Origin of the sequence: Sporomusa sp. GT1, assembly GCF_014634905.1 — a bacterium.
Taxonomy (GTDB): domain Bacteria; phylum Bacillota; class Negativicutes; order Sporomusales; family Sporomusaceae; genus Sporomusa; species Sporomusa sphaeroides.
In genome coordinates this window covers 125,003-147,107 of the sequence record NZ_BMBX01000010.1, presented here as the reverse complement: position 1 = coordinate 147,107, position 22,105 = coordinate 125,003, and the positions used below count along the sequence as shown (strand labels likewise).

Annotated in this window: 18 protein-coding genes; 4 read left to right on the top strand and 14 right to left on the bottom strand. The window is 47.0% G+C overall.

Annotated elements, in window-relative coordinates; translation table 11 throughout:
* Positions 1–90: 90 nt before the first annotated feature.
* From GT1_RS13090 to GT1_RS13080, 3 genes are all read right to left on the bottom strand, one after another.
* On the bottom strand, positions 91–852 hold the full coding sequence (locus GT1_RS13090) for a transposase (RefSeq protein ID WP_188399126.1): 762 nt from the start codon (positions 850–852) through the stop codon (positions 91–93).
* Between the two features lie 213 nt (positions 853–1,065).
* Positions 1,066–1,638, bottom strand: coding sequence for a hypothetical protein (locus GT1_RS13085; RefSeq protein ID WP_188399125.1), 573 nt, complete (start codon positions 1,636–1,638; stop codon positions 1,066–1,068).
* Positions 1,639–1,920: 282 nt separating this feature from the next.
* Positions 1,921–3,108, bottom strand: coding sequence for a restriction endonuclease (locus GT1_RS13080; protein WP_223226248.1), 1,188 nt, complete (start codon positions 3,106–3,108; stop codon positions 1,921–1,923).
* A gap of 426 nt (positions 3,109–3,534) precedes the next feature.
* Here GT1_RS13080 and GT1_RS13075 point away from each other — a divergent pair, with 426 nt between their 5' ends.
* Positions 3,535–3,756 carry a hypothetical protein gene (locus GT1_RS13075; protein ID WP_188399123.1) on the top strand — a complete coding sequence of 74 codons (222 nt, stop codon included), beginning with the start codon at positions 3,535–3,537 and terminating at the stop codon, positions 3,754–3,756.
* A gap of 109 nt (positions 3,757–3,865) precedes the next feature.
* On the opposite strand, the gene GT1_RS13070 is transcribed toward GT1_RS13075, so the two are convergent.
* A complete protein-coding gene (locus tag GT1_RS13070) occupies positions 3,866–4,300 on the bottom strand; it encodes a MarR family winged helix-turn-helix transcriptional regulator (RefSeq protein WP_223226247.1) in 435 nt (144 codons plus the stop codon).
* Between the two features lie 236 nt (positions 4,301–4,536).
* Here GT1_RS13070 and GT1_RS13065 point away from each other — a divergent pair, with 236 nt between their 5' ends.
* From GT1_RS13065 to GT1_RS13055, 3 genes are read left to right on the top strand one after another with little or no spacing between them, the layout of a single operon-like run.
* Positions 4,537–5,832, top strand: a complete 1,296-nt coding sequence (locus GT1_RS13065) for a TolC family protein (RefSeq protein ID WP_188399122.1) — start codon at positions 4,537–4,539, stop codon at positions 5,830–5,832.
* A gap of 22 nt (positions 5,833–5,854) precedes the next feature.
* Positions 5,855–7,021 (top strand): efflux RND transporter periplasmic adaptor subunit, encoded by a 1,167-nt coding sequence (locus GT1_RS13060; protein ID WP_223226246.1) that lies wholly within the window; start codon positions 5,855–5,857, stop codon positions 7,019–7,021.
* Between the two features lie 13 nt (positions 7,022–7,034).
* Positions 7,035–10,178 carry an efflux RND transporter permease subunit gene (locus GT1_RS13055; protein WP_188399120.1) on the top strand — a complete coding sequence of 1,048 codons (3,144 nt, stop codon included), beginning with the start codon at positions 7,035–7,037 and terminating at the stop codon, positions 10,176–10,178.
* Between the two features lie 212 nt (positions 10,179–10,390).
* Here the strand turns inward: GT1_RS13055 and GT1_RS13050 are convergent, their stop codons facing one another.
* The 10 genes from GT1_RS13050 to GT1_RS13005 form a co-directional block, all read right to left on the bottom strand.
* Positions 10,391–11,230, bottom strand: a complete 840-nt coding sequence (locus GT1_RS13050) for a DUF421 domain-containing protein (protein ID WP_223226245.1) — start codon at positions 11,228–11,230, stop codon at positions 10,391–10,393.
* Positions 11,196–12,425, bottom strand: a complete 1,230-nt coding sequence (locus tag GT1_RS13045) for a DUF3322 domain-containing protein (RefSeq protein WP_188399119.1) — start codon at positions 12,423–12,425, stop codon at positions 11,196–11,198. Before GT1_RS13045 ends, GT1_RS13050 begins: the two co-directional genes overlap by 35 nt.
* A complete protein-coding gene (locus GT1_RS13040; protein WP_188399118.1) occupies positions 12,406–15,813 on the bottom strand; it encodes an ATP-binding protein in 3,408 nt (1,135 codons plus the stop codon). The genes GT1_RS13045 and GT1_RS13040 overlap by 20 nt, the downstream gene beginning before the upstream one ends.
* Positions 15,810–16,415 carry a DUF4194 domain-containing protein gene (locus GT1_RS13035; protein WP_188399117.1) on the bottom strand — a complete coding sequence of 202 codons (606 nt, stop codon included), beginning with the start codon at positions 16,413–16,415 and terminating at the stop codon, positions 15,810–15,812. The genes GT1_RS13040 and GT1_RS13035 overlap by 4 nt, the downstream gene beginning before the upstream one ends.
* A gap of 23 nt (positions 16,416–16,438) precedes the next feature.
* Entirely contained in the window at positions 16,439–17,911 is a 1,473-nt protein-coding gene (locus GT1_RS13030; RefSeq protein WP_188399116.1) for a DUF3375 domain-containing protein, read from the bottom strand.
* A gap of 272 nt (positions 17,912–18,183) precedes the next feature.
* Positions 18,184–18,513: a DUF4411 family protein gene (locus tag GT1_RS13025; protein ID WP_188399115.1), complete on the bottom strand. Its 330-nt coding sequence runs from the start codon at positions 18,511–18,513 to the stop codon at positions 18,184–18,186.
* 104 nt (positions 18,514–18,617) lie between these two features.
* A complete protein-coding gene (locus GT1_RS13020) occupies positions 18,618–19,022 on the bottom strand; it encodes a HEPN domain-containing protein (protein ID WP_188399114.1) in 405 nt (134 codons plus the stop codon).
* Entirely contained in the window at positions 19,012–19,365 is a 354-nt protein-coding gene (locus GT1_RS13015; RefSeq protein ID WP_188399113.1) for a nucleotidyltransferase domain-containing protein, read from the bottom strand. Before GT1_RS13015 ends, GT1_RS13020 begins: the two co-directional genes overlap by 11 nt.
* A gap of 231 nt (positions 19,366–19,596) precedes the next feature.
* A complete protein-coding gene (locus tag GT1_RS13010; RefSeq protein WP_188399112.1) occupies positions 19,597–20,349 on the bottom strand; it encodes a class I SAM-dependent methyltransferase in 753 nt (250 codons plus the stop codon).
* A 67-nt stretch (positions 20,350–20,416) separates the two neighbouring features.
* Entirely contained in the window at positions 20,417–21,565 is a 1,149-nt protein-coding gene (locus tag GT1_RS13005) for a lipopolysaccharide assembly protein LapB (RefSeq protein ID WP_188399111.1), read from the bottom strand.
* Positions 21,566–22,105: the final 540 nt, after the last annotated feature.

The following is a 22,105-nucleotide window of genomic DNA, read 5'->3' as shown; positions in this document are numbered from 1 at the left end:
TACTGGGTGACTGGCTAGGCCTTCCCAGACGGGATTCCCTCCCGCTTTACTCCGGGCGCTTCTTGGCGCACGGGACGGTTCTCTTGTGCTTTATACCTTGCGGACAATAGCAAAACTAATACCGGTAAGCCTTGAAATTTGGCGTATTGATAGTCCGTTCCTCTTAAGCAATGCTATATTTCTATCTCTTTTTATTTTATCCATAGCCTGAAATTCAGTTACACTATGAACCCCGCATACTTCTTTCAAGATATCTTGCGCTTCTTTGTCTGTAATCCTTTTGCTCTCCCATTCAAAGTGAAGGCAGTTTGCCGTTTCTTCCTCCTGCATATAGCTTGCAAAGAGCGCTTTAGCTTTATCGCTGTTCTCATGAAATAGCGATAACCCAAACTCTGTATAGGTGATACCAGTATCATATAAATAGTCCCGGTAGCTGCTCCATTTGTATTGTTGTGCTTGCTCACACAGGTTTGCTTTCACAGGATTTTGATGTATGTATCGCAGTACTGTCAAAAAATAACTGTCATCGTCTACTGGCTCACTTTTAAATCTGTCCTGAAATAAATGGCCTGTACGATTATATTTGTTATTATACCAATATACATAGCGAACCCCGATTCTCTTGAAGATTTGCTCCAGGCCTTCTTTGTCTTCTTCAATTAGCAAATGCAGGTGATTTCCCATTAGACAATATGCCATAAGTTTAAATTCGCTTTTTCCCTGGCACAATTCCAGCACTTGCAAATACTTTTCGTAATCCTCTTCTTCTTCAAATATTCGTTGCTTGTTGATGCCTCGCAGCATTATATGATAAGTCCCACTTTTGCTCTTTTTTCTTGCTATTCTTGCCATAAATTAACACCCTCATCCAGGCTATCATGGATGAGGGTGTTTTGTCAACACATCAGAACCGTCCCCTTGTGTTCAATATCCGTGTATATCTGGGCGATGGCATCAACGAAACTAAGGCACTTATCGCCGACAAATAGACGAGTTCTTGTAAACCCGCGCTCCTTAAGGTTGCATAAGAATTCCACTAAATCTCCGAGTCCCCTTTCATTCCTTCTAGCGAAGTTTATTTTTCCACTCAATATATTCCTTTTGGCTCTCATCATAGAGCAGCATTACGAAACCATAACTTGCAAAAACAAATGGTGTACAGGCTATTATTAAATTATGCCAGGATGCAGTTGTATTATAAAACACCCCTATATCATAAATTTTTTGAGGAAAACTTAAACCATTTATAATGCTAATATAAATAATCGGACCAACCAGTATAGCACAAGAAATAATTAACGATGCCGGAAATAATATCTTAAATGAATAATTAATTATATCCGTGATTCTGAATTGAAAGAAGATTTGCTGTATAAACCATAGGATTACCATAAGACATATTAATGTATAATTAATTTCTATAAGCCATCTAATTAAAGGCATAGTAAATTCCTTCAAATATTCCAAATATTGCATATAATTATCCTTTATAACAGCAAGCATTTTATCACGAATTATATCTGGGACATCCGGCAATAAAAGAAAAAGAAAAATAATGCAAAGAGAAGTTTTATAAACAAGAGAAATATCCTTTAATAAATTTACAGTTTTAAGATATATTTCAATTATTTGATTCATCTACTCACCTCTACGGTTCCCTCTACAACATGGGAATTAACGACGGTATTTGTACCGGCCTTACTCGTCCACGAAGTTAATGACTACAAGAACGGTTCTATTTGTCAACTTACGTCATAATCCAAAACAAACAGAACCAACTTTACTCGTGGTAACATCGTCCCAAGAAAATCGCAGGGACGGTTTATTGAGTCAAACATGGGACGCCTTCTAAACACCCAGCGTTAGACTGTACAAATAGTAATTTACACTTGATTCTTCCGCCTAACCTAGCTAACTCACTTACCTAAAAGGAATATATATTTTCTTCATTGGGATCAGTGCCTTAGTCTCTGACGGGAGACTCTCATACCAGTTAGTCACTAAGTCCGCTAGTCCAGTTAAATCAAGTAACTTAACATCATTTTGCTGAGCAACCTTTACTGCAGTAGTCTTAAACCCACCTGTTGCTACAAAAATGCAACTTCCGCCCATTGGGTTAGCGCCTAATAATTGTTGTATTTCTGGTGCCGAACTCTTATCATTTCTATGCTTTACTTGCACTTTAATAATAGGTTGCTCGAAACCAAAAGCATCCTTATGAGCTAAGATATCAACACCACCATCAGGTCCTTTTGGGCTCACGCGCACCTGATACCCCATAGCTTGCAGAATTCCCGCTACTAAGTCTTGCATTTGCCATGGGTCTAAGCGGTCGATAGCATCTTCAACCATTGATTTAGCTTGCTGGACAAAGTCTTCATTATTAAATTCCGGGTCATTATCATCTGGGTCTGACTTAACATTAACAACTTTCCCTTCCAGTAGAGTCTCAAACTCACTTCCCCAGTCGTCAACTCTAAACACAGTGGAAATGGCGCCTAGAGAGTTCTTTGCGCCTTGAGAAAGTATGTCGCGGGACAATCTTTTTTTATCCCATTTCACCTGAATAATATTAGGATAATAAGCATGTACAGAAGGGTTATATTCGTATTCACCAGTAGCTGTACCTATTAAATACTCTCTTGAGTCTTTCTCATAAGTAATAATCCGGTCATTGATTGTAATTTCATTACTAAACTTCCAAACTTGGCTAGCCCACTGGATACGTGTTCCAGGTTTTTCTTCGCTATATATTTGATTTGCTCTTTGAATTAATGCTTCTCTTGAAGAATATTTTCGGGCATCACCTAATGCTTGCCAGCCAATTGATATTATATCCTTTGACTGCCAAATAGGAAGCAACTCGTTATTATCCCCGGCCCGCACCATCCACCATTTTGCCAAAACCTTCACCCCATAACGCACAAACTGATAATACTTTATTCGGCAAAAAATGCTAACACCCTTTGTTCGATGCCAACAAACACCTATTCTTTCTTTGATTTCGGGTGTCAGGGGGACGGGGTTAGTGATACAACATGCTTTTTGATTGTTGTCGGCAACTCCGTCAAACCGTGCGAAAGCGGCGCTATAAATAGCAAGAAACAAAAAAGAGTACCCTGGCTTTAAAACTTAGGCTACTCATTTGTAAAACTATACCGTTTCTGTGTTAATTGTTTTTTTATATAAACTTTCGATATAGGCACTAGCCTTTTTAAAATCCAATTTTCTGTTCCTCCTTATACCAAGATAGATAATCCTGAAAGGATTACTGTCTTACGACCAAAACGGTCCGATATTGGTCCGTAAAAGAGGCAGCCAAGCGCAAAGAAAAAAGAAAATGAGTTACTAGTCCCTCGATGCACCAGGACAGATAACAGGCTGTGCGAAGGATAAATTTCTGGATACACTGGAACAAGGAACCTGCCCTCCTGTCCCGAAAATACAGAATTTACGCGCCAGGCCTAATAAAATTAGCCAAAATATAATATAATGCATCTAAGAGCAGAAAAAGCAGTATTGCGAGGTGCCTTGATGGAATATATCAGGATAGCAACAATAGAGGACGAATTTGAAGCCCAAATCCTGGCGTCAATTTTAGCGGAGCGCCAGATTAAACATTATCTCAAATCTTTTCATGACAGTGCCTATGACGGTCTCTTTCAAAGAAATTATGGTTGGGGAGCGCTATTTGCCCCGAAGAACAATGAACAGGAAATACTGGAAATCATAGAGGATATCAGAAAATCAGTGTAGTGAGTCCGGCTAGACCGCTGGCTTTACGGAGGCAACGGTAAGGGATAAGGCAAGAGGCCAGTGGTGTATACCACTGGCCTCTTGCCTTGTCTTTATTACCAGCGGCGTATCAGTAAGTCATTTTAGTTATGATTTGCTGTAATTCACCAATCGCCTGATTGAGCCGCAGCACATCCTGGTCCTCTAAACACTCAATTTTCTTCGCTAACAGCAGTAGTGTTTTTTCTTTGACGTTCTCGCACATGCTCAAGCCGGATGGGGTCATGCTTATGCGGATAATTCTCCTGTCGATGTTATCGTATTCTCGCTGGACAAAGCCTTCTGCGACCAATTTATCAATAATCGGTGTCATCTGCTGCTTGGACATAAGCATTGCCTGGGAGAGTTCTGTCATTGTGGCTTTTTTCTCTCTCAGAATTGCCAGGACATGAACCTGGGTCGAACTAAGAATTGTTTTAAATTGTTGTTCAACCGGCCGCACAAACTCCTTATCAAGGAGCGGAATTAAATGAAACAGCATTTCAGCGGTTTTTACGCGATCCAAAGCAAGCACTCCTTAGTTGTTATTGACAGTCTATCGTACATACCTTAACATATATGTATAGTAAATAAAAATTTACTATACATATATGTTAAATATAATTAACTGTTAATAGTATATTAATATTTATACTATATCATGAGTACTGTTGCAAGCCAAGCTCGCAGGCCACACTTCGCTGGCTCTGCCGGCAATCCCTAGTATTCACAAGCAGAATAAATTTTTCAGGAGGTTTTTGTATGAAGAAATGCCTGCGCTATTTTCTGGCCATTATCCCTGTCACCATGCTTATGACCTTAGCTCAGCCGGTATTAGCTGCGGCGGTGGAGTTATCGGTAGCAGACAGTATCGCTCTGGCCTTACAGAATAACCATGAGCTCAAATATGCACAATCGGCCAGGGAAAAAGCGTATTGGGCCATGCAAGCGGCACGGAGCAGCAAAAGATTTTCCCTCGATTTTACCCACACCGACCAGCGCTACAACACGCCGCCGGCGGCGACCGGAACCTCTACATATGAATATACGTCAGATTTTACAAACCAGCTTGTTCTCACCTTGCCGCTGTATTCGGGCGGGAAGCTGGAGAAGCAAATAAAACAGGCGGCGCTTGAACATACGGTGGCGGACCTGGAGGTGGAAGCAGCCAAGCAACAGCTGAAGCTGACTGTGGTGTCGAATTACCTTGCCGTGCTGGAATACCGCAATGAAGTGCGGGTGAATCAGGAGACAGTCAGGAACTATGAAGAACACCTGCAGCTGGTTAAAAATAAATACGACCTGGGCCTGGTAGCGAAGACCGATGTGTTGTCAAGCCAGGTGGATCTGGCCGGTGCTCAGGATAATCTGGTAAAAGCCCAAAATAATTATACCAATGCTGCAGCCGCCCTGAACAATGCGATCGGGTTGCCCCATGCGGCCGAGGTTACGCTAAAAGATGAGTTTGCATACGAAAAATATCCCCGGACGCTGGCGGAATGCCTGCAGTATGCTATCGAGCACCGGCCCGAATTGGAGCAATATGAGGCCCAAATCGCCAGTGCCAATTATGCTGTGGATATTGCCAAAAGCGACTGGCGCCCGACAGTTAATCTGACGGCCGAACAAGGCTGGTATGACAGCCATTTTATCGGCGCGAAAAACAGCAACTGGTTAGTGAAGTTAACCACATCGCTCAATCTGTTTGATACCGGTTTAACCAGTGCTAACGTCAACCAAGCCCGGCATAATGCGGCTATGGTGCTGGATAAGGCCGAGCAGCAGCGGGATACGATCCTGCTGAATGTACGCGAGTATTATCTGAGCATGCAGGAAGCCGAAAAGCGGATTGATTCTAATAAGGTATCTGTCAATTATGCCGCCGAAAGTCTAATGATCCAGAAAGCCCGCTATGAGGCCGGGGTTGGCACCAACCTGGATCTGCGCGATGCCGTGTTGTCGCTGGACTCGGCGCAAAAGGATTACATCCAGGCCTTGTATGATTATAATCTGAACAAAGTTAAGCTGGAACAGGCCATGGGCTTGCCGGTGCAATAACAGGAAGATGGGAGGAAGACTATTGCGTATCAGGGATTCAAAGAAATTATACTTTGGCTTGCTGGCGGCCGCTGTGCTGCTTAGCCTAGCCGTGGCGCGCAGCGGCATATTGTCCGGACCGCAGGTGAGCACAGTCTCACCGGCGGTCGTGGTAAAGGCGATGCAGGTGGTAACGCGGGATACCCCTGTCAGCCGGGAGTTTGTGGGCCAGGTTAAAGCCAAGAGTGAAGTAAAAATTATGTCAAAGGTAGCCGGGAATGTTGTGGAAAAGATGGTGAACGGCGGCGATACGGTCTATAAGGGGCAGCCCTTGTTCCGGATCGATAATAAGCAATACCTATCAACCATTCATTCGGCCCGGGCCGCGTTGCTAAAATCGCAGGCAACCCTTAATAATACGCAAAAAGACGTAGTGCGCTATCAGAAGCTGGGCGCGTTAAACGGGGTTGCCCAGCAAACGGTTGATGCCTATGTGGCTCAGGCTGAAGAAGAAGCGGCCACGGTGGAGGTCAGCCGGGCCGCCTTGCAGCAGGCCATCCAGGATGAGCAGGATACCTTGATTGTTTCACCGGTTGACGGCCGCATTGATGTAAATGATGTAAGCCTCGGATATTATGTAGCTGCCGGTTCAACAATAATGGCTACTGTTTCTTCCATCAACCCGGTTTGGGTGCAGTTCAGCATGAGCGAAACCGAATACCTGAGCTATCTCCGCAACGGCAATGGTTCCCTGCCGGCCAACTTTAAGGAGCATCTGCAGTTGGTCTTAAGCGATGGAACGGAGTATCCACTCATTGGCCGGATGGAGCAAATCGACCGGGGGATTGACAGTACGACAGGCACGATTACCATCAAAGCCAGCTTTGACAACCCACAAAACTACTTGCTGCCAGGGATGTTCGCCCGGGTGGTCGCGCAGGAAGCTGTGCGGCAGGGGGCGTTGCTGATCCCGCAGAAAGCGGTCAAGGAAGTGCTGGATAATGCCTTTGTCATTGTCGTAACCGACGATAACAAAGCCGAAAGCCGGCAAGTGAAGCTGGGCGACAGGATCGGCGATATGTGGCTGGTGGAGGAAGGCCTTAGCAGCACAGACCGGATTGTTGTGGAGGGGATCGACAAGGTAAGGCAGGGCAATGCACTGCAGGTCACAATGATAGAGCCGGATGCACAAACTCCGGCCCGGCAATAGGGGGCGTTGGTATATGGCTGACTTTTTTATCAAGCGCCCGATCTTCGCCATCGTGTTGTCGATCATTATTACCTTATTGGGCACAACTGCCGCCTTTACCCTGCCGGTAGCGCAATACCCGCAGATTTCTCCGCCGACAATCTCAGTCAGTACCTCCTATCAGGGGGCAAATGCCGACGTTGTCGATCAAACCGTGGCCCAGGTCATTGAAGAACAAATCAACGGTGTTGAGGACATGGTATATATGTCTTCCACCAGTACCGACTCCGGCTCTTATTCACTGAGCATTCAATTTGAGACCGAAAAAGACTCGGATACGGCGGCGGTACAAGCCCAGAACCGTGTAGCGCAAGCCACCGCCTCTTTGCCCGGTGCGGTGCAGACCGCCGGGGTTACGACCCGTAAAGCCTCGCAGGATATGTCACTGATTTTTACGCTCTGGTCGCCGACAGACAGTTATGATTCCAATTTTTTAAAAAACTATGGTAGTATTTATCTGATTGATGATATCAAACGGGTCAAGGGTGTCGGTGAAGTATCGGCCTTTGGCTCGGACTACAGCATGCGAATATGGCTGCAGCCGGAAAAAATGGCGCAGTTGGGGATTTCAGCCGGTGAAGTGACGACCGCGATTGAAGCGCAAAATGTGCAGGCCGCAGCCGGCGCTTTTGGTAAAATGCCGACGCCGTCTGCACAGCAGTTCCAGTATACGGCCAAGGTCAAAGGCCGCCTCACGGACGAGAAAGAGTTTGAAAATATTATTGTTCGTTCCCAGTCAGACGCTTCCTTCGTCCGTCTTAAGGATATTGCCCGGGTGGAGCTGGGCAGCAAAGAATATGATTTTAACAGTTTAATGAACGGTAAGGTGGCGGCCGGGTTTGCTGTTAAGCTGACCAGTGACGCCAATGCACTGGAGACCATCGGCAAGGTAAAAACGGCGCTGGCCCAGGCCGCGAAGAATTTTCCCGGCGACATGGAATACAAAATTGTTGTTGACAATACCGAGTTTGTGCGCGAATCCATGCAGGAGGTGGTTAAGACCTTTGCCGAGGCTCTGCTGCTGGTTTTGATTGTGGTGTTTATTTTCCTGCAGAGCTGGCGGGCCACGCTGATTCCCCTGCTGACCATTCCGGTATCCCTGCTGGGTACCTTTGCCGCCTTTAGCGTACTGGGCTTTACCATTAATACGCTGACTTTGTTTGCGATGGTACTGGCTATCGGGCTGGTTGTGGATGATGCGATTGTTGTCATTGAGGCTGTCGAATATCATATGCGCTATTCCGGGCTGTCCCCGCTGGACGCCACCAGACGGGCCATGAGCGAGGTATCGGGTCCGGTGGTCGCGATTGCGTTCGTATTGGCGTCAGTCTTTATTCCGGTGGCTTTTTTCGGCGGCACCACAGGGATTTTATACAAGCAATTTGCGTTAACCATTGTGGTGTCGATGGCCTTGTCGGCCGTTGTTGCCTTGTCATTGACACCGGCCCTGTGCGTGCTGCTGCTCAAGCCCCATGCGCCCCAGGCCCACAGTGGGACATTGGCCGGATTTTTCCGGGCTTTCAATCATTGGTTTGAACGCGGCATTGCCCGGTATGGGCATGGGCTTGACCGGCTTATTCCTAAAGCCCGCCTGTGCCTGGTGCTGCTGGCCGTCTTACTCATCCTGACCGGCGGGTTGTATAAGGTGGTGCCGTCTTCCTTTGTGCCTGATGAGGATCAAGGCTTCTATATAACGTCCGTCACATTGCCGGAAGCGTCCAGCCTGAACCGGACGATTGAGGTAATGCGGCAATTTACCGGGCAGGTAAGTAGCCAGCCGGGGGTTCTTAACATCATGTCGTTATCAGGCATGGATATATTGGGGGGCGGCACTAAGACCAATGCCGGAGCGATGTTTATTTCCCTGGTTCCCTGGGACGAGCGGCAAACACCTGAATTACAGGTAAAAGCCGAAATAAGCCGGACCCTGCTGAGCGGAGCCCAGTTTCCGGAAGGCTCGGTCGTTGCCTTTGCTCCCTCCGGTTTGCCGGGGCTGGGAATGGTCGGCGGTTTTACTTTGATGCTGGAGGACCGGAGCGGCGGTTCTTTAGCCGAGCTTGACAGCATAGCCCAGGCATTCGTGGCGGCGGCCCAAGAACGGCCGGAGATCGGTTCGATTACCTCTACTTTTAAAGCCAATACGCCCAGCTATGAATTTGAGGTCGACCGGGAAAAGGCGGAACAGCTGGGGGTGGCAGTTGATGATGTGTTTACGGCCTTGCAGGTATTTCTGGGCGGCGCCCAGGTCAATGATTTTAATAAATTTGGCCGGGCCTATAAGGTTACCGTCCAGGCCGAGCCGTCATTCCGCAGTGATGTGGAGGCAACACGCTATCTTTATGTAAAAAGCTCCAACGATACAATGGTGCCGCTCAATACCCTCCTCAAGCCGAAAAAACTGAATGCGCCAACAGTCATCACCCGGTTTAATGGGGTAAAAGCGGTTCAAATCAGCGGCACCCAGGCGGCAGGGTACAGCTCCGGCCAGGCCATGACGGCCCTGGAAACGGTGGCGGAGCAAACCTTAACCAATGGCTATACCTATGAATGGTCCGGGCAAAGCCGGGAGGAAAAGCTCTCCGGTTCCCGCGCCCTGGTTGTGTTTGGTATGGCTATCGTTTTTGTCTTTTTATGTCTGGCTGCTCTGTATGAGAGCTGGAGCGTGCCCTTTGCCGTGCTGCTTTCGGTGCCAACCGGGGTCTTTGGCGCCTTCCTGTTTCAGTATGTGGGCAATTTGGAAAACAGTGTATACATGCAGATTGGCTTGATAATGCTGATCGGGCTGGCGGCAAAAAATGCGATCCTGATTGTTGAGTTTGCCAAAGTCCGGGTCGACAAAGGCATGAACCCGGTTAAAGCGGCTATTGAGGCGGCCCAAACTCGCCTGCGACCAATTCTAATGACTTCACTGGCCTTTATTATCGGCTGCATCCCATTAGCGGTGGCGACAGGGGCTGGCGCCGGCGCCAGGAATTCTATGGGTACAGCCGTCGTGGGCGGAATGTTTACCGCGACCGTACTGGGCATATTCTTAATCCCGGTTCTGTTTGTTGTGGTCGAAACGCTCTCTCAAAAATGCGGCAGCAAGGGTTCTGATTCTTCCGCCGCAAAGGGATAAAAAACGCAAAACAGCCCCTCTTTTTTTGAATGAATTAAGTAAAAAGGAGCAGAGCGCTTCGCTCTACTCCTTTTTACTGTTTTAACCAGGAAGCTTCCAGAACCTGCTAACGGTCAATCAGTAGGATATTATGAAAGAAGCACAGGGACGTATATTTTGCTTCTCTGATATTGAGCGAGACAACGGTCCTTTCCTTGTCACGCGCGCTCTATTTAGCTACGATTGTAAGGCGATATGTGAATTTGGTTATTGCCGTCTACGGAACTAAAAAAGATTGCTTGGGCAGTGGAGATGCCCCGGGCGTTGAGCTGAGCAGCAAGCCATTCTTCTGTCAGATGGAGATCGTTTAGGGTCTGGCGGATAATCTTTCCCTCAATAATTACCGGGTGGGCAATTCCGGCGCCAAGCGGTGCGACTCCCAGTTCCTCCAGAGTGGCAGGATTTTTTTGCGGTTTTTTGTAGACGGAAAGGCGGCCGTTGGCTTCAATGATTGCAATGTCCACGTCAGAAATATTAAAAATTCCTTCGCCCCTTAAAAACTCCAGAATATTTTCCAGGGAATAGTTGATTTTCCGGAGGTTCTTTTCCAGAAAGACGCCGTCCTTAATTACAATGACCGGCGCAAAGGTGATGAGCTTTTTGAATCTCTGGCTTTGCAGTGTAAGCCCGGCGACAATTCTTTGCAGAATACCGACAACCACAATGGCGAACGCCACATACCAATGGTTGATGTCAGGCTCGGCAATGTCTGCGCCTACCAAAGAGCCTAAGGCAAGAATAATCAAAAAATCAAAAACCGGCAGCTCGCCGACCAGGCGCCGTCCCATAAACATGGCCACAAACAGTAACAGTGGGAAAATCGTAAAAATCCGTCCGGCGATGCTGAGTAGATCATAGACTGTTTCCAGCAGCAGACACTCCTTCCCGGTCGCTGATGCTCTGAACCCCCGTGAAACGGGGGCCTGACCACCAAGCGATGCATTACTTATGGAAGTAGTATCCCGCGTTCCGGAGATACTATACCGGATACCCGGGGACGTCAGACTGGGCAAAACTGCCCTTTGGAATTAATTTTTCTCTAAGACACTGCTTCACTTGTTGAAAAGAAACCCGCTCTTGCTCCAACCGGACACCCTTGCCCCACGTATTGTTTTGCAGTGAACAGAGCAGCCGCTGTTCTTCCGGACTTAACCTGGTTAGTTGTCCCAGAAAAGGTTTATCTTCCACGCTCCAGAGAGCACGGTGCTGAAGCAGGATGCTTTCCTCCATGAGCAGCGAACGTGTTTGCGGCAGGAAGCTTCGGACTTGATCCAGTATGGCAAACCCATGGGTATCGAGATCGCCCCAATAATAAATTTCTTTCTCTTTTAGCCAGGCGATTGCTTTTAGAATATCCACACCGTAGCCTAATCCAAAGATCACCAGACTGTTTTCGGTATCAGGGAAGCATAACCCGTTGATTTCATTCTCAGTAATAAAAACTCTGTCTGCCGCAGGGCTCCAATCCTTTAGCTGCTCCACCGGAATTGTCAGATCGGAAAGCCCCTGAATATATTGCGCCTGATCCAGCAACCGCATTCTCACCTGTACAGGTTTGATCCGCAAGCCGAATTGCTGTTCGAAGGATGAGACATTATGATCAATCGCCCTCTCCGGCAAAATGATATTTAATAGTTCTGTTAAAATTCCCTTTCGCCGTTCAATAAACTTAGTGTCAATCCCGGGAATATCCAGTTGCCGCAGGTATAACCCGCAACGGGGATTCAGTGAAAACCACTTCATGACGGCCAGTATGCCGGTCCAGTCGTCACCGGCGGCCAACACTTTATGAGGGTATCGACCAGCCCATTCCTGTAACGCGGGCCAGTGGGCCGTCATGCCCCCGGCAAGCTCCAGAAATTTATTTGCTTCCCGTTCCTTTTTCAGCAAGCGCAAGGCATCCTGGACTGTCGGAACAATGGCATGGGTCGGCAAAAGATTCCGGCCGGACTGGCGATGCACCATTTCCCTTTCGATCAGTTCATAGCCAAAGCCAATCCCTTGTCTGCTATGATCCCTGAGCCGCTTAATCCAATGGGAAATTTCAGCAAAATTTTCGTTGACCTCGTTACTTTTCGGTCGTTTCAGCGGCAAACGGAGCGGAAATAAATCATCCTCTGTGAGCAGCGCCTGCAGAATCCTGCCGGAATCCCACTTCCGCCTTAATTCCTCCCGGATCCATTGCGGATCAGACCACCTGGTGCACATAGCGCGCTACCTCCCGGGCCTTCCGCTCCCGCTCGTACTCCTCAATCGAGATATTACGCAGCATGGACTGATGCCTGACATCATCGTGGTGCACAAAGCCCACATGAGCGATGAATTGCGCGATAGTCGGTATTTTAAGCAGCGGCGTAACAATCAGCAGTTGCAAATCCAGCTTTTTAAACAGCTCCAGCCCGAACCGCGCCGACTCATCCGAGCTTTTTAAAAAAGCCTCGTCGATGACGACAAAACGGAAGGATTGGGGCCGGGCGTCCTGCCCTTCCAACCCAAAATGATAGACCAGGCTGGCCGCGAGAATCGTATAGGCCAGTTTTTCCTTCTGGCCGCCCGATTTCCCGCCTGAATCCGTATAGTGCTCATATTCTTCACCGGTTTCGCGCCACCTTTCCGAAGCAGCGAATAAAAACCAATTGCGCACGTCAATAACCTTTTTAGTCCAGCGCGCATCGCTTTCCGTCTCGCCGGACCTGCCCCGGAAACGCTCAATGATGGCTTTTACCTGCAAAAACTTTGTCTCTGCGTATTGTTCGTCATCAGAGCCGGTCAAGGCTCCTTCCGTGCAGGCTTTGAGCTGCACCCGGAAATCCTTGATATCGCTATCATAGGTTTCGTCATATTCCAGACGGATATAGCGGCCTTCGTTATAGTCAATGGCGCTCAAAGAACTGTTGATTTGCTCAATCCGGCTTTTGATGGTGTCCTGTTCCTGTTTTAATTTGGCCTGGAATAAGGCAATCTGGTTAATAGTATTCTCGTGCAATAATTGTTTAAACCGCTTTTCGAACCGGGGCAGCCCGTCAGTTTCCAGTTGCGCCAGCATGCGGGTATATTCCGGAAGGCTTTCCATGCCGGGGTCCACTTCTCGCGTTTCTTCGGCGTACTGGTTGTTGTATTCAGACATGGCTTTAATGATTTTACCTCTTAGTTGATTGATGTCCTTCATCAGCGTGCTGCGTTCTTCCTCGATCCATTCCAGATAATCCCGCTCCAGCGTCGTGATATTTTCCAAGACCAATTTTTTATTTTTCAAAGCAACCCCTTTGTGCTGTTCCAAAAAAGGGTATTCCGTTTCCTGCATTGCCGGCACGGCTTCTGCTGCAGTTGCGATGGCACGCTCCTTATTCCGGACAAAGGTCTCCAGTTTGTTTTCCAGCGTTGTTTCTTGTTTGCGAGCCTTGTTTAAAACGCCTTCCTGGGTATTCTTTATTTCCTCCAACTCGGTCAACCGGCGCTGCAATCCTTGCAGCACATCGCTCCCCTGTTCCAGTTTCTTTCTTCGATCTTCTTTCTCGCCAAGTTCTTCTTCCTTTGAGCGGGTATCAATGTCGGCAAAAGCATCGATTCCTTCCAGCCATTCAATAGCGTTTAACCGTTCCTGGCTTGCTTTCTGCTTCTTGTTGATATCTGTGATTTCTTCCCGGTAGAATTGAAGCTCCTCTTGGAGCTCCCGCTCATTAACCTCTAGCACCTCAATTTTTTTCTGGTTGGAAAACCCCAGGATGTAACGGCGACGGTCATCGATGGCGTACCGGTCGTCTTTTTCATGCCGGTTGCCCTTCGACTTAATCTGCCCGGCTTGGGTAACGGCCAATATCTCCCGGCTGAATTGCTCCCGGCTTTCGCAGCAAACATGGGCGAAGCGCTGGCGGAGCTCTCTGGTCAGCCACAGGCCGAACGGCGTATTCGGCTTCATCTTCAGCTTTTCCGATACGGCCCAAGGATGGGGCCGGCCGGGGACGGACGACAGCGCATCAGGCCGGACCCGGTAATAGACCAGCCGCATCCCCAGCGACGTCCGGTCCACCCACTGCATGACGGCCGGATAATGCTCTTCGGGCACAAGCAGCGAGAGGCCAAAATTATGCAGGAGTCTTTCAATCGCGCCTTCCCATTTGGCTTCTTCCTCCCTGACTTCCAATAACTCGCCGATAAAGGGCAGTTCCTCTTCCCTGATCCCCAGATTCCGGCAGAGCAGTTTCCGTTTCTCGACATATTCCCGGGGAATACTTGTTTGGCGGGAACGAAGCGATTCCAGCTCCTCAGCCACTCTCTTCGCTTCTTTATCCGCCCTGTCCACTTCCGCGGCGGCTGTCTGAAAATCCGCATTCAAACGGCCCTGCAAGTTTTCTTCGGCAGACTTGAATTCCGGCAATTTCGCCTGGTTACTGATGAAAGTGCCGGCTGTGTCCGGTACCGGCAAATTCAGTTTCCCGGCATAATTTGTATAGTTTGCCCGGTCTTTGCGGATACGTTCGAGGATTTGGTTCATGCTCGCAATCTCGGCTTTCAATGCTTCCAGCGCCTCGCCGCCGTTGGCGTAGATAGCCCTCTCAGTCTCTTTGATATTTTTTTCGATCTCTTTTTGTTTGGCCTCCGCCTGTTCCCGCACCCCTGTGGCCAGAAGCAGTTCCTGTTCAAATCTGGTGATTTCGACGGTCAGCAAAACCGCCGCTTGTTCCGCAAACCAGGGGCTTAGGGCGCGGAGCGCCTTTTCCAGCAAACTTTGCCTGTTATCCATCTGTTCACAGCGTTTCCCCTGTTCCACCACGGGGCTCAGCAGTTCAATCTGTCTCTTGGCTTTCAGGACAGCTTCATGGGCACTGTTCAGGTCCTGAAAATGATTTTTCAGCTTCTCGACTTCCTCTTCCGTATTAGGAACCTGCAGCATATTGACCCGCACGAATTCCGTAAGGGCTTCCACCTTCTTCATGGAAATGGTCTGCTGGAATAAATCCAAGGCCTGTTCTTGCTCGATTCCGAATTTGCCGCGGAAGACTTCCGCATAGCGGGTATAATCCTCGAATACCCGCACGCCACCGCTGTTTTTTAGACGTTTTTTCAGCACCCGGACGTCCTTGTCAAATTTGGCAAAATCCCGGGTAATCGACATTTCTTTATCCGCCACAACATAAAAGCGGGCCGGCGGTTTCTGCGCATCCTGATACCAGAAAAACTGGATCAGCGTGACCGACTGGGACAGTCCCGAGTCCTGAAAGGTTGCCAGGAGGACGGAATAATGATGGATATCCCGCAGGGAATCGGGCTGTCCGGTCCCTTCGGTGCTTCTTTTCTGCCCGAAGTAGCCCCGGACATAGGAGGTGACCGAACGTTCCTTGGCGCTGGAGTCGGCTGCTTTGTTATAAGCCACCTTCCGCGGTGAGACCAAAAGGGTTGTCAAAGCATCTACCAGGGTGGATTTGCCCGAACCCACGTCGCCGGTTAAGAGCGCCGTTTCTCCCCCGGGGGAAAATGTCCAGACTTTCCCGTCAAACGTTCCCCAATTGAACACTTCCAGCTTGGCTAGCCGGAAACCGGGGGTCGCGCCAAAGAGCATCCCCGGATCTTCCTGTCCCAGGTTGAACAAACTCATTCCTTCTCCTCCCCTTTCCCGGTCTCTCCCCCGGCGTAAACCCGGTAGAGGTCCAGCTGCTCGTTCACGTTGTGAAGCCACTCCGCATTGACAAAGCTGCGCAGGATGCGCTGCACTTCAAAGCTGTCGTCACTGCCCCGCAGGCGGCGTAAGAAACCCATGTTTTCAATCCGGTCAATATGCTTGTCAATATCCGCCACCATTTTGGCTTCGTTGGTTGTATCCTTCAGAAACAACCGCATTCGCTCGGCAAGCTGCTGCCTGGTGACGATCAGCCGTCGGTCCCCTGTGGTTGAATCAAACTCCAGCAATTGCTTCCGGAGCAGAACAAGCAGGAGGCTGACCGGATAACTCAACGCATGGCGAGGCACCAGGCGGGGGATCTCCGCCTCGCCCTCCCCGTAAGAACGCTGTTTCAAATACCCGTAACCGTCCATCTCGTCCACCATCAGGGTGAGACCGATTTTGCTTACATAATCTTCAATCTTGTACTTTTGGGCCAGGATCACCTCCCAGTGTTCCGGGTCCGACTCTTTAAAGACAACGTTTTTAAAGAGAGCCACCAGCGCCCTCGAAAATGACAAATTATCGGGAACATTCATGCCTTGTCCTCCTTAAACCAGCCCTAAGCCCGCTGAAAAATAACCTTGGCCATCTTGGCCACCCTTCTCATTCCTGTCTCATCGGTCCAGGACACTTCCTCCACATCCTCCGGCTGGAAAACGGCCTGCGGGCTCTCGCTGGCAATGACCATATAGGTGACGAGCTCACTTAAGCCTAACTTCAGCGGATAGTGCTCGATGATCCGTGACAGCGTTATCCGGTCCTGGGTTTGCAGCAGATAGCCGATCTGGTCCTTTAGCTTGTCCTTATCCACATAAATTTGGAAAAAAAGCGCTTCCGCCGGCACATCCTCCACACCGGCGCCGATCGCATCATCTTTAATTTCCGGCCGTCGGGGAGGCGTAAACAGGGGTCTGTCCAAGGGAAAAGAAAATTCCGGGGCAACCCCGTCAATTTTCATTTCCCATTCCGGCGGTGGATTATTGCGGACGGCCACGGCTTTTCCTTCGATTTCCCGCACGATCTGATTAATCCGCCGTTCCTCTTCTAAAAAAGCCTCGTCTACATAACGTCTTAACTGCTGGGACAGCGCGGCCACCGTCTCTTGCACATGGGCACCGGCGTTCACCCAGTCATGGTGAATACGGCGGATATTCCGGCCGGTACCCATGTTGCGCACCGCGCTCAGCTGCAAGACCTTATCAAGGGTATCCTGAAAATCCTCCTGTGAGGAAGAAGACATGAGAAATTTCCAGAAGGCGGAAAAACTTTTACCTTGTTCCGACTCGCTAATTCCGTCCTGTTCGTTAAAGACGGTTTCCAATAACTCCCCTTTTCCGCGGTCCCAGGTGGCAATCCGTTCCCGCATGCCCCGGTCCAAGTCCCGGAAATTCTGTTCTACAGCCCGGAAATCTGCCAGAATCTCCCGGGCAATCGTCATCGCCTGCCAGAAACGCTCCTTGATTTGCGTTTCATCCAGCAAAACCACCTGTCCGTCTTGCACCCGGACGATTTCCTGCTCGATTTCCGCTTTGCGCCGTTCCAACTCCGCCAGGCGCAGCCCCGGATCTGTTTCGGAACGCTCCACAATCTGGTGCAGGAGTTCAAATACGGTGATCAGGCGGGATTCCGTGCCAATAAAAGTTTGCTGCCTCAAGCTTAAGAGCCATTCAATGGCTTTCTGAGCCAGAGAGGTTACATCAAAATGGGGTTCGTCCTGTCCTGTAGGATAAAACTTCCGCAGCCAGCCGTGCTCGTCATTGGCCCAGTCGTCCAGATATTCCCGCCCGGTTCTCGGAAAAAGGCGCACACTCCGTCCCTGGCTTAACCGATCGATAAAACTTTCCAAGCGGCTGATTAACTCCTGTTCAGCAACCAGTCGCCTGTTTTTCGCAATAAATTCTTTATAGAGAAAGGCCGCGACAAGGGGAGCCTGCGGCGAAGCCAATAAGCGCCAGGCCGGATTTTTCTTGCGCAATAATTCCAGGAACTCAAAGGACATATGCTCCGAGAACTCGTTTTTTTGCTGTGCCATCCTACACCCTTCAAATCGTTAAAATTTCAATCATACTTTAGGTCAAAGTACTTATCATGATCGATCAAGTAAAGTCAATTTAATGTAGGTTTCGACAGATTATATGATATTCCTTTACAAAAACTGTAATACGTCGCCTCCAGCTGGGTTTTACCCGTCTCCCGCACTGTCATTCAGATACATCGCCAGTTCCACTGATCCAAAGCGCCTTTTTGTTCCACCCTTCCAAAAATACAATATTTACATATAAAGACAAGAGTACTGCAAAATAGTTATTTTTGCAGCACTCTTGTCTTTATCTTGACTATTTTTTCAGCACCTACGTGGTTAACAATCTCGCCCCAAAACTTAGGTGCTAAATCAAAAGCGTAATACCTGCGATAGGCATCGATAACAGAACCTTCCTTGGTAGCTAATATAACACTTTCGGCAAATCGCTTGCCGATACTGTCCATGTGGTATGTTTGGCAGCCCAGTCTGTAGTAAGTTTTTAATGTTTTCCTGATATGCCGGGCAACTTCAGCAACATTATCATGAATATTTGCCGATTGAACGAAACCCATTAAAATCTGCATGCAAGGGTTTTGAATCAACTTCTTCACAAAGAGTCAAATAGCAATATCAACAATGGTACTATCGATAGAAAAGATATTAAAAAAACAGAAACGAGCAGCAAAATCACAATGTTTTCTGCTCGACTCGCTTTTTATTTATAATACCGCATATCAGCAATAAAGTCATCTATAAACCCAACAAACGCTTGCGCATTGTCTAACTGTTGCTGCGCTTCGGCTTTGCTAACGATGTAAAAATCGTCATAGTCTGTTTTGTTTCTTACTCGAAAAGCATTCGCTATCATTTGATAATAGCACGCATCAATTTTTTTGCTAGCTATATAATGCTGATTAAAATAGCCAAGTATGCTCGAATGCTTCTTTGAGTCAAAACTTTCAGGGGCTAGTAATGCTCGCGTCGCATGAAACATAGCATAATAGGAGCGATTAATGGAATTCGATAGGCGGTTCTCTTCAAAAGCATCTATCGCATCGGCCAAACATTCTTTGGCCTTCCCTATACGATATTTAGCTAACTCTAACATCTCAGCTTGCATAGAATTCAACACCTTCGGTTTTTACATTCCGATAGAACGGAAGAAAAGGCACCCAATGATGGAAGTGCTCATAATTTTTATCAATAATTGACGGAAGCACTCCATATTTGATCGAAATGTCCGTAATAACTTCGGCAATCACGTTATTATATTGATTTAACTCGGAATCATTTAGGTCAACTAAGACCATTATGTCCATATCTGAATCTTCTTCTTGCTCTCCACGAGCATATGAACCAAAAAGGATTACTTGACGAAGCTTGCTGCCAAAAATATCCTTCATACTATATACTATTTCATTCATAATAGCATTTACATATTCTCTTTCTTTAGCAACAGCCACAGCCTGCCCCTCCTTATCCCTGAGTCTTATCTACACATTATCATTATATCCAAAGTAACGTCAAGTTAATTCTTTATAATAGCCACAAGGTGTCAGGAGGACGGGGTTAGGACACAACATGCTTTTTGATTGTTGTCAGCAACCCTCATCAGACTGTGCGAAAGCGGCGCTATAAATGGCCAAGAAACAAAAAAGTACCTATTCATTTGTAAAACCAGAAACAGTGTTTTACTATAGCTTTCTCGCTTTAAAAATAGCTGTTAACGGAACCATTTGCGATTTTTTTGTCCAATCACTAAGTTCACCTGTTAATTGCAAAGTTTCGTCGTTTGTCTGCTCAATCAATTGCTCAATTACAAAACCGGCCTTTGCCAAGGCGTTTACGTAAGTTGATATTTTCCTGGAGCAAAGTAAAATTTCTTTCCCATCAAGATTCCGCTCAGACCAGGTTTCATTAAAATAGCTATTTTTAAAAGTGGCTTTACCTTCTTCCACTGCCACGCACATATGAATATGGTGCGACCAACTAAATATAAACAGGCCATCCTTTTTTAAATAAGATGCAACTCTATTAAATGTCCCCTGTAAATCCGTTGTCCATCCAATTCCATAAATTGAGTAAATATAATCAAAGTAATCTAGAGGTAATCCACATTCGTCCTCCATTGCCCCACAAATCAGCTTCGCTGCATAGCCACTTGCGGAAAGGCATTGCGCTGCCTTCTCAAGCTGTTTTTTAGAAATATCTATGCCCCAAAGCTCGTTGGCCTTGTTATTGCCATGATATTTAAGAGATTCACCGTTGCCGCAACCAATATCTAAAAGTTTTTTGCCTGCTACGTCACCAAATAAGTTCAATTCAGTTTCCGTTAAAGTATTGCAACCATAAGCAGGCAGTACAATAGCTGCTAAAAAATCGTTACCATTCTCGTCCCAATAAATCTTGTTTGTGCGATATACATTGCTAATATCAGTTTTGTTCATATGGGTTACCTCCACTTAAAGAAATCATGGGGGAGGGCCTTTTTTATGATCGGCATTCTTGTTCTCACTATATTTTGTTTGCTATTTTTACGCAAACAGTCAGGGGGAAAATTTTATAAACATCAGAAAAGGTTTTTTCTATTGCTTCTTTGGTAAGATATGTAGAAATACCAAAAGTTTTTTTGCTTATAGCAGTAACTCTCATTGCCCCAGCTTGCCGGTTGCCGTTATCGTTTATTTCAACCCACAAATAATAATCTGGTGGTGATACTCCTATCTGGTCAGGACCTTTCCGGAGAAACTCATATTTGATCTCGGCATTTTGATTGGCATTAAAATACTCTTTTATATCCCGTAATAGAAACTTGTCGAAATCATCTTTTTCCGGAACATTAGCGGCTATATGGGAATAGCTGATGCCGCTAACCGCCATTCTCCACCCTATCGATTCGGCCACTTGTGGGTCGATAGACTTAGCTTTTGGGAAATCTTCATGAGCTTTTTTTGCTTCTTCGCTCATCATATAAACGAAACCGCGCTTTGCATACGCAACCGGGTCAGCAGGCTTTAATCTAATTACATTAGAATAATCCTGTATTGCTTGCTCGAGTCTCTCACTAAAAAAGTATATCTCGCCGCGAAGTAAAAAGGCCTCGTCATTACTGCTGTTTAACGCGATTGCTTTACTGAAATCAGCAATGGCAAGATCAAATTCGTATTCCATCCCGTAAGCAATACCCCGTCTAACATAAGCATCATCACTACGTGGGTTTATTTCTATTACCCTGCTAAAATCATAAACAGCATTATCATAATCATCCAGCAGCATGTAGACTTGTCCACGATTAATATATTTTTCCGTATCTTTAGGATTGATTCTTATTGTATCTGTACAAATTTTAACCGTCTGCTTAATGTCGGCAATAGCTTTATCCTTTTGATTCCCCGCAACATAACTCCTTGCCCGGTCAAAATATGCTTCATAGTTTTCTGGCTGTATTTCAATTGCTTTGGTAAAATCTTCAATGGATTGCTCTATTTGCTTATTCTTGAAAAAAGCTTCACCTCGTTTTAGATAATAAGCTGCAGCTTCTGGATATACTGCAATCGCCCGGTCATATTGCTCTATCGCAAGTTTAAATTCATTCTGTTTATCGTATTCAAGCCCATGACGGTAATATTCTTGCGCCGTTTTCCGAGGTATTTCTTTGCCCATTTCTCTGGTTTCTGCGCCGTATACGGCATAAGGCCTTATTAATATAAAGAATAATAGACCAATAATTATACTCTTATAGGCTATTCTTATATGAGTCACTAATTACACCCCCAGCCAAATTCTATTATTTGTAATTATTTCTATTTATGTATTTTCTTCGGTTCACGTTAAAATCCTCTACTCCCTGCTTTCTTCGCCGGGTGTCTGGTGTCAGGGGGACGAGGTTAGTGACACAACATGCTTTTGATTGTTGTCGGCAATCCCGTCAGACTGTGCGAAAGCGGCGCTGTAAATAGCCAAGAAACAAAAAAAGTACCCTGGCTTTAAAAATCAGGCTACTCATTTGTAAAACAAAACGGTCTTTTTTATTAGCTTTTGCTGCAAAGCTCAGGATATTACACAAACTTGACACCAAGTTTCTTTAGCATGGTATCGGCTAAAGTGCATACTAGATAAAAAAATAACGGCAGGCTTAAACTTTTCAAAGCTTGCCGTTATAGCATTTTCCTGAACAGTTACGGTCTTCACATTTTATGACCA

What these genes read in the sequence shown, in the direction of transcription:
- GT1_RS13045 (WP_188399119.1), bottom strand. Translation starts at nt 12,425, where the DNA reads ATGTGCACCAGGTGGTCTGATCCGCAATGGATCCGGGAGGAATTAAGG.
- GT1_RS13075 (WP_188399123.1), top strand. Translation starts at nt 3,535, where the DNA reads ATGGAATATATCAGGATAGCAACAATAGAGGACGAATTTGAAGCCCAA.
- GT1_RS13030 (WP_188399116.1), bottom strand. Translation starts at nt 17,911, where the DNA reads ATGGCACAGCAAAAAAACGAGTTCTCGGAGCATATGTCCTTTGAGTTC.
- GT1_RS13085 (WP_188399125.1), bottom strand. Translation starts at nt 1,638, where the DNA reads ATGAATCAAATAATTGAAATATATCTTAAAACTGTAAATTTATTAAAG.
- GT1_RS13055 (WP_188399120.1), top strand. Translation starts at nt 7,035, where the DNA reads ATGGCTGACTTTTTTATCAAGCGCCCGATCTTCGCCATCGTGTTGTCG.
- GT1_RS13010 (WP_188399112.1), bottom strand. Translation starts at nt 20,349, where the DNA reads ATGAACAAAACTGATATTAGCAATGTATATCGCACAAACAAGATTTAT.
- GT1_RS13090 (WP_188399126.1), bottom strand. Translation starts at nt 852, where the DNA reads ATGGCAAGAATAGCAAGAAAAAAGAGCAAAAGTGGGACTTATCATATA.
- GT1_RS13035 (WP_188399117.1), bottom strand. Translation starts at nt 16,415, where the DNA reads ATGAATGTTCCCGATAATTTGTCATTTTCGAGGGCGCTGGTGGCTCTC.
- GT1_RS13020 (WP_188399114.1), bottom strand. Translation starts at nt 19,022, where the DNA reads ATGCAAGCTGAGATGTTAGAGTTAGCTAAATATCGTATAGGGAAGGCC.
- GT1_RS13005 (WP_188399111.1), bottom strand. Translation starts at nt 21,565, where the DNA reads ATGGGCAAAGAAATACCTCGGAAAACGGCGCAAGAATATTACCGTCAT.
- GT1_RS13040 (WP_188399118.1), bottom strand. Translation starts at nt 15,813, where the DNA reads ATGAGTTTGTTCAACCTGGGACAGGAAGATCCGGGGATGCTCTTTGGC.
- GT1_RS13065 (WP_188399122.1), top strand. Translation starts at nt 4,537, where the DNA reads ATGAAGAAATGCCTGCGCTATTTTCTGGCCATTATCCCTGTCACCATG.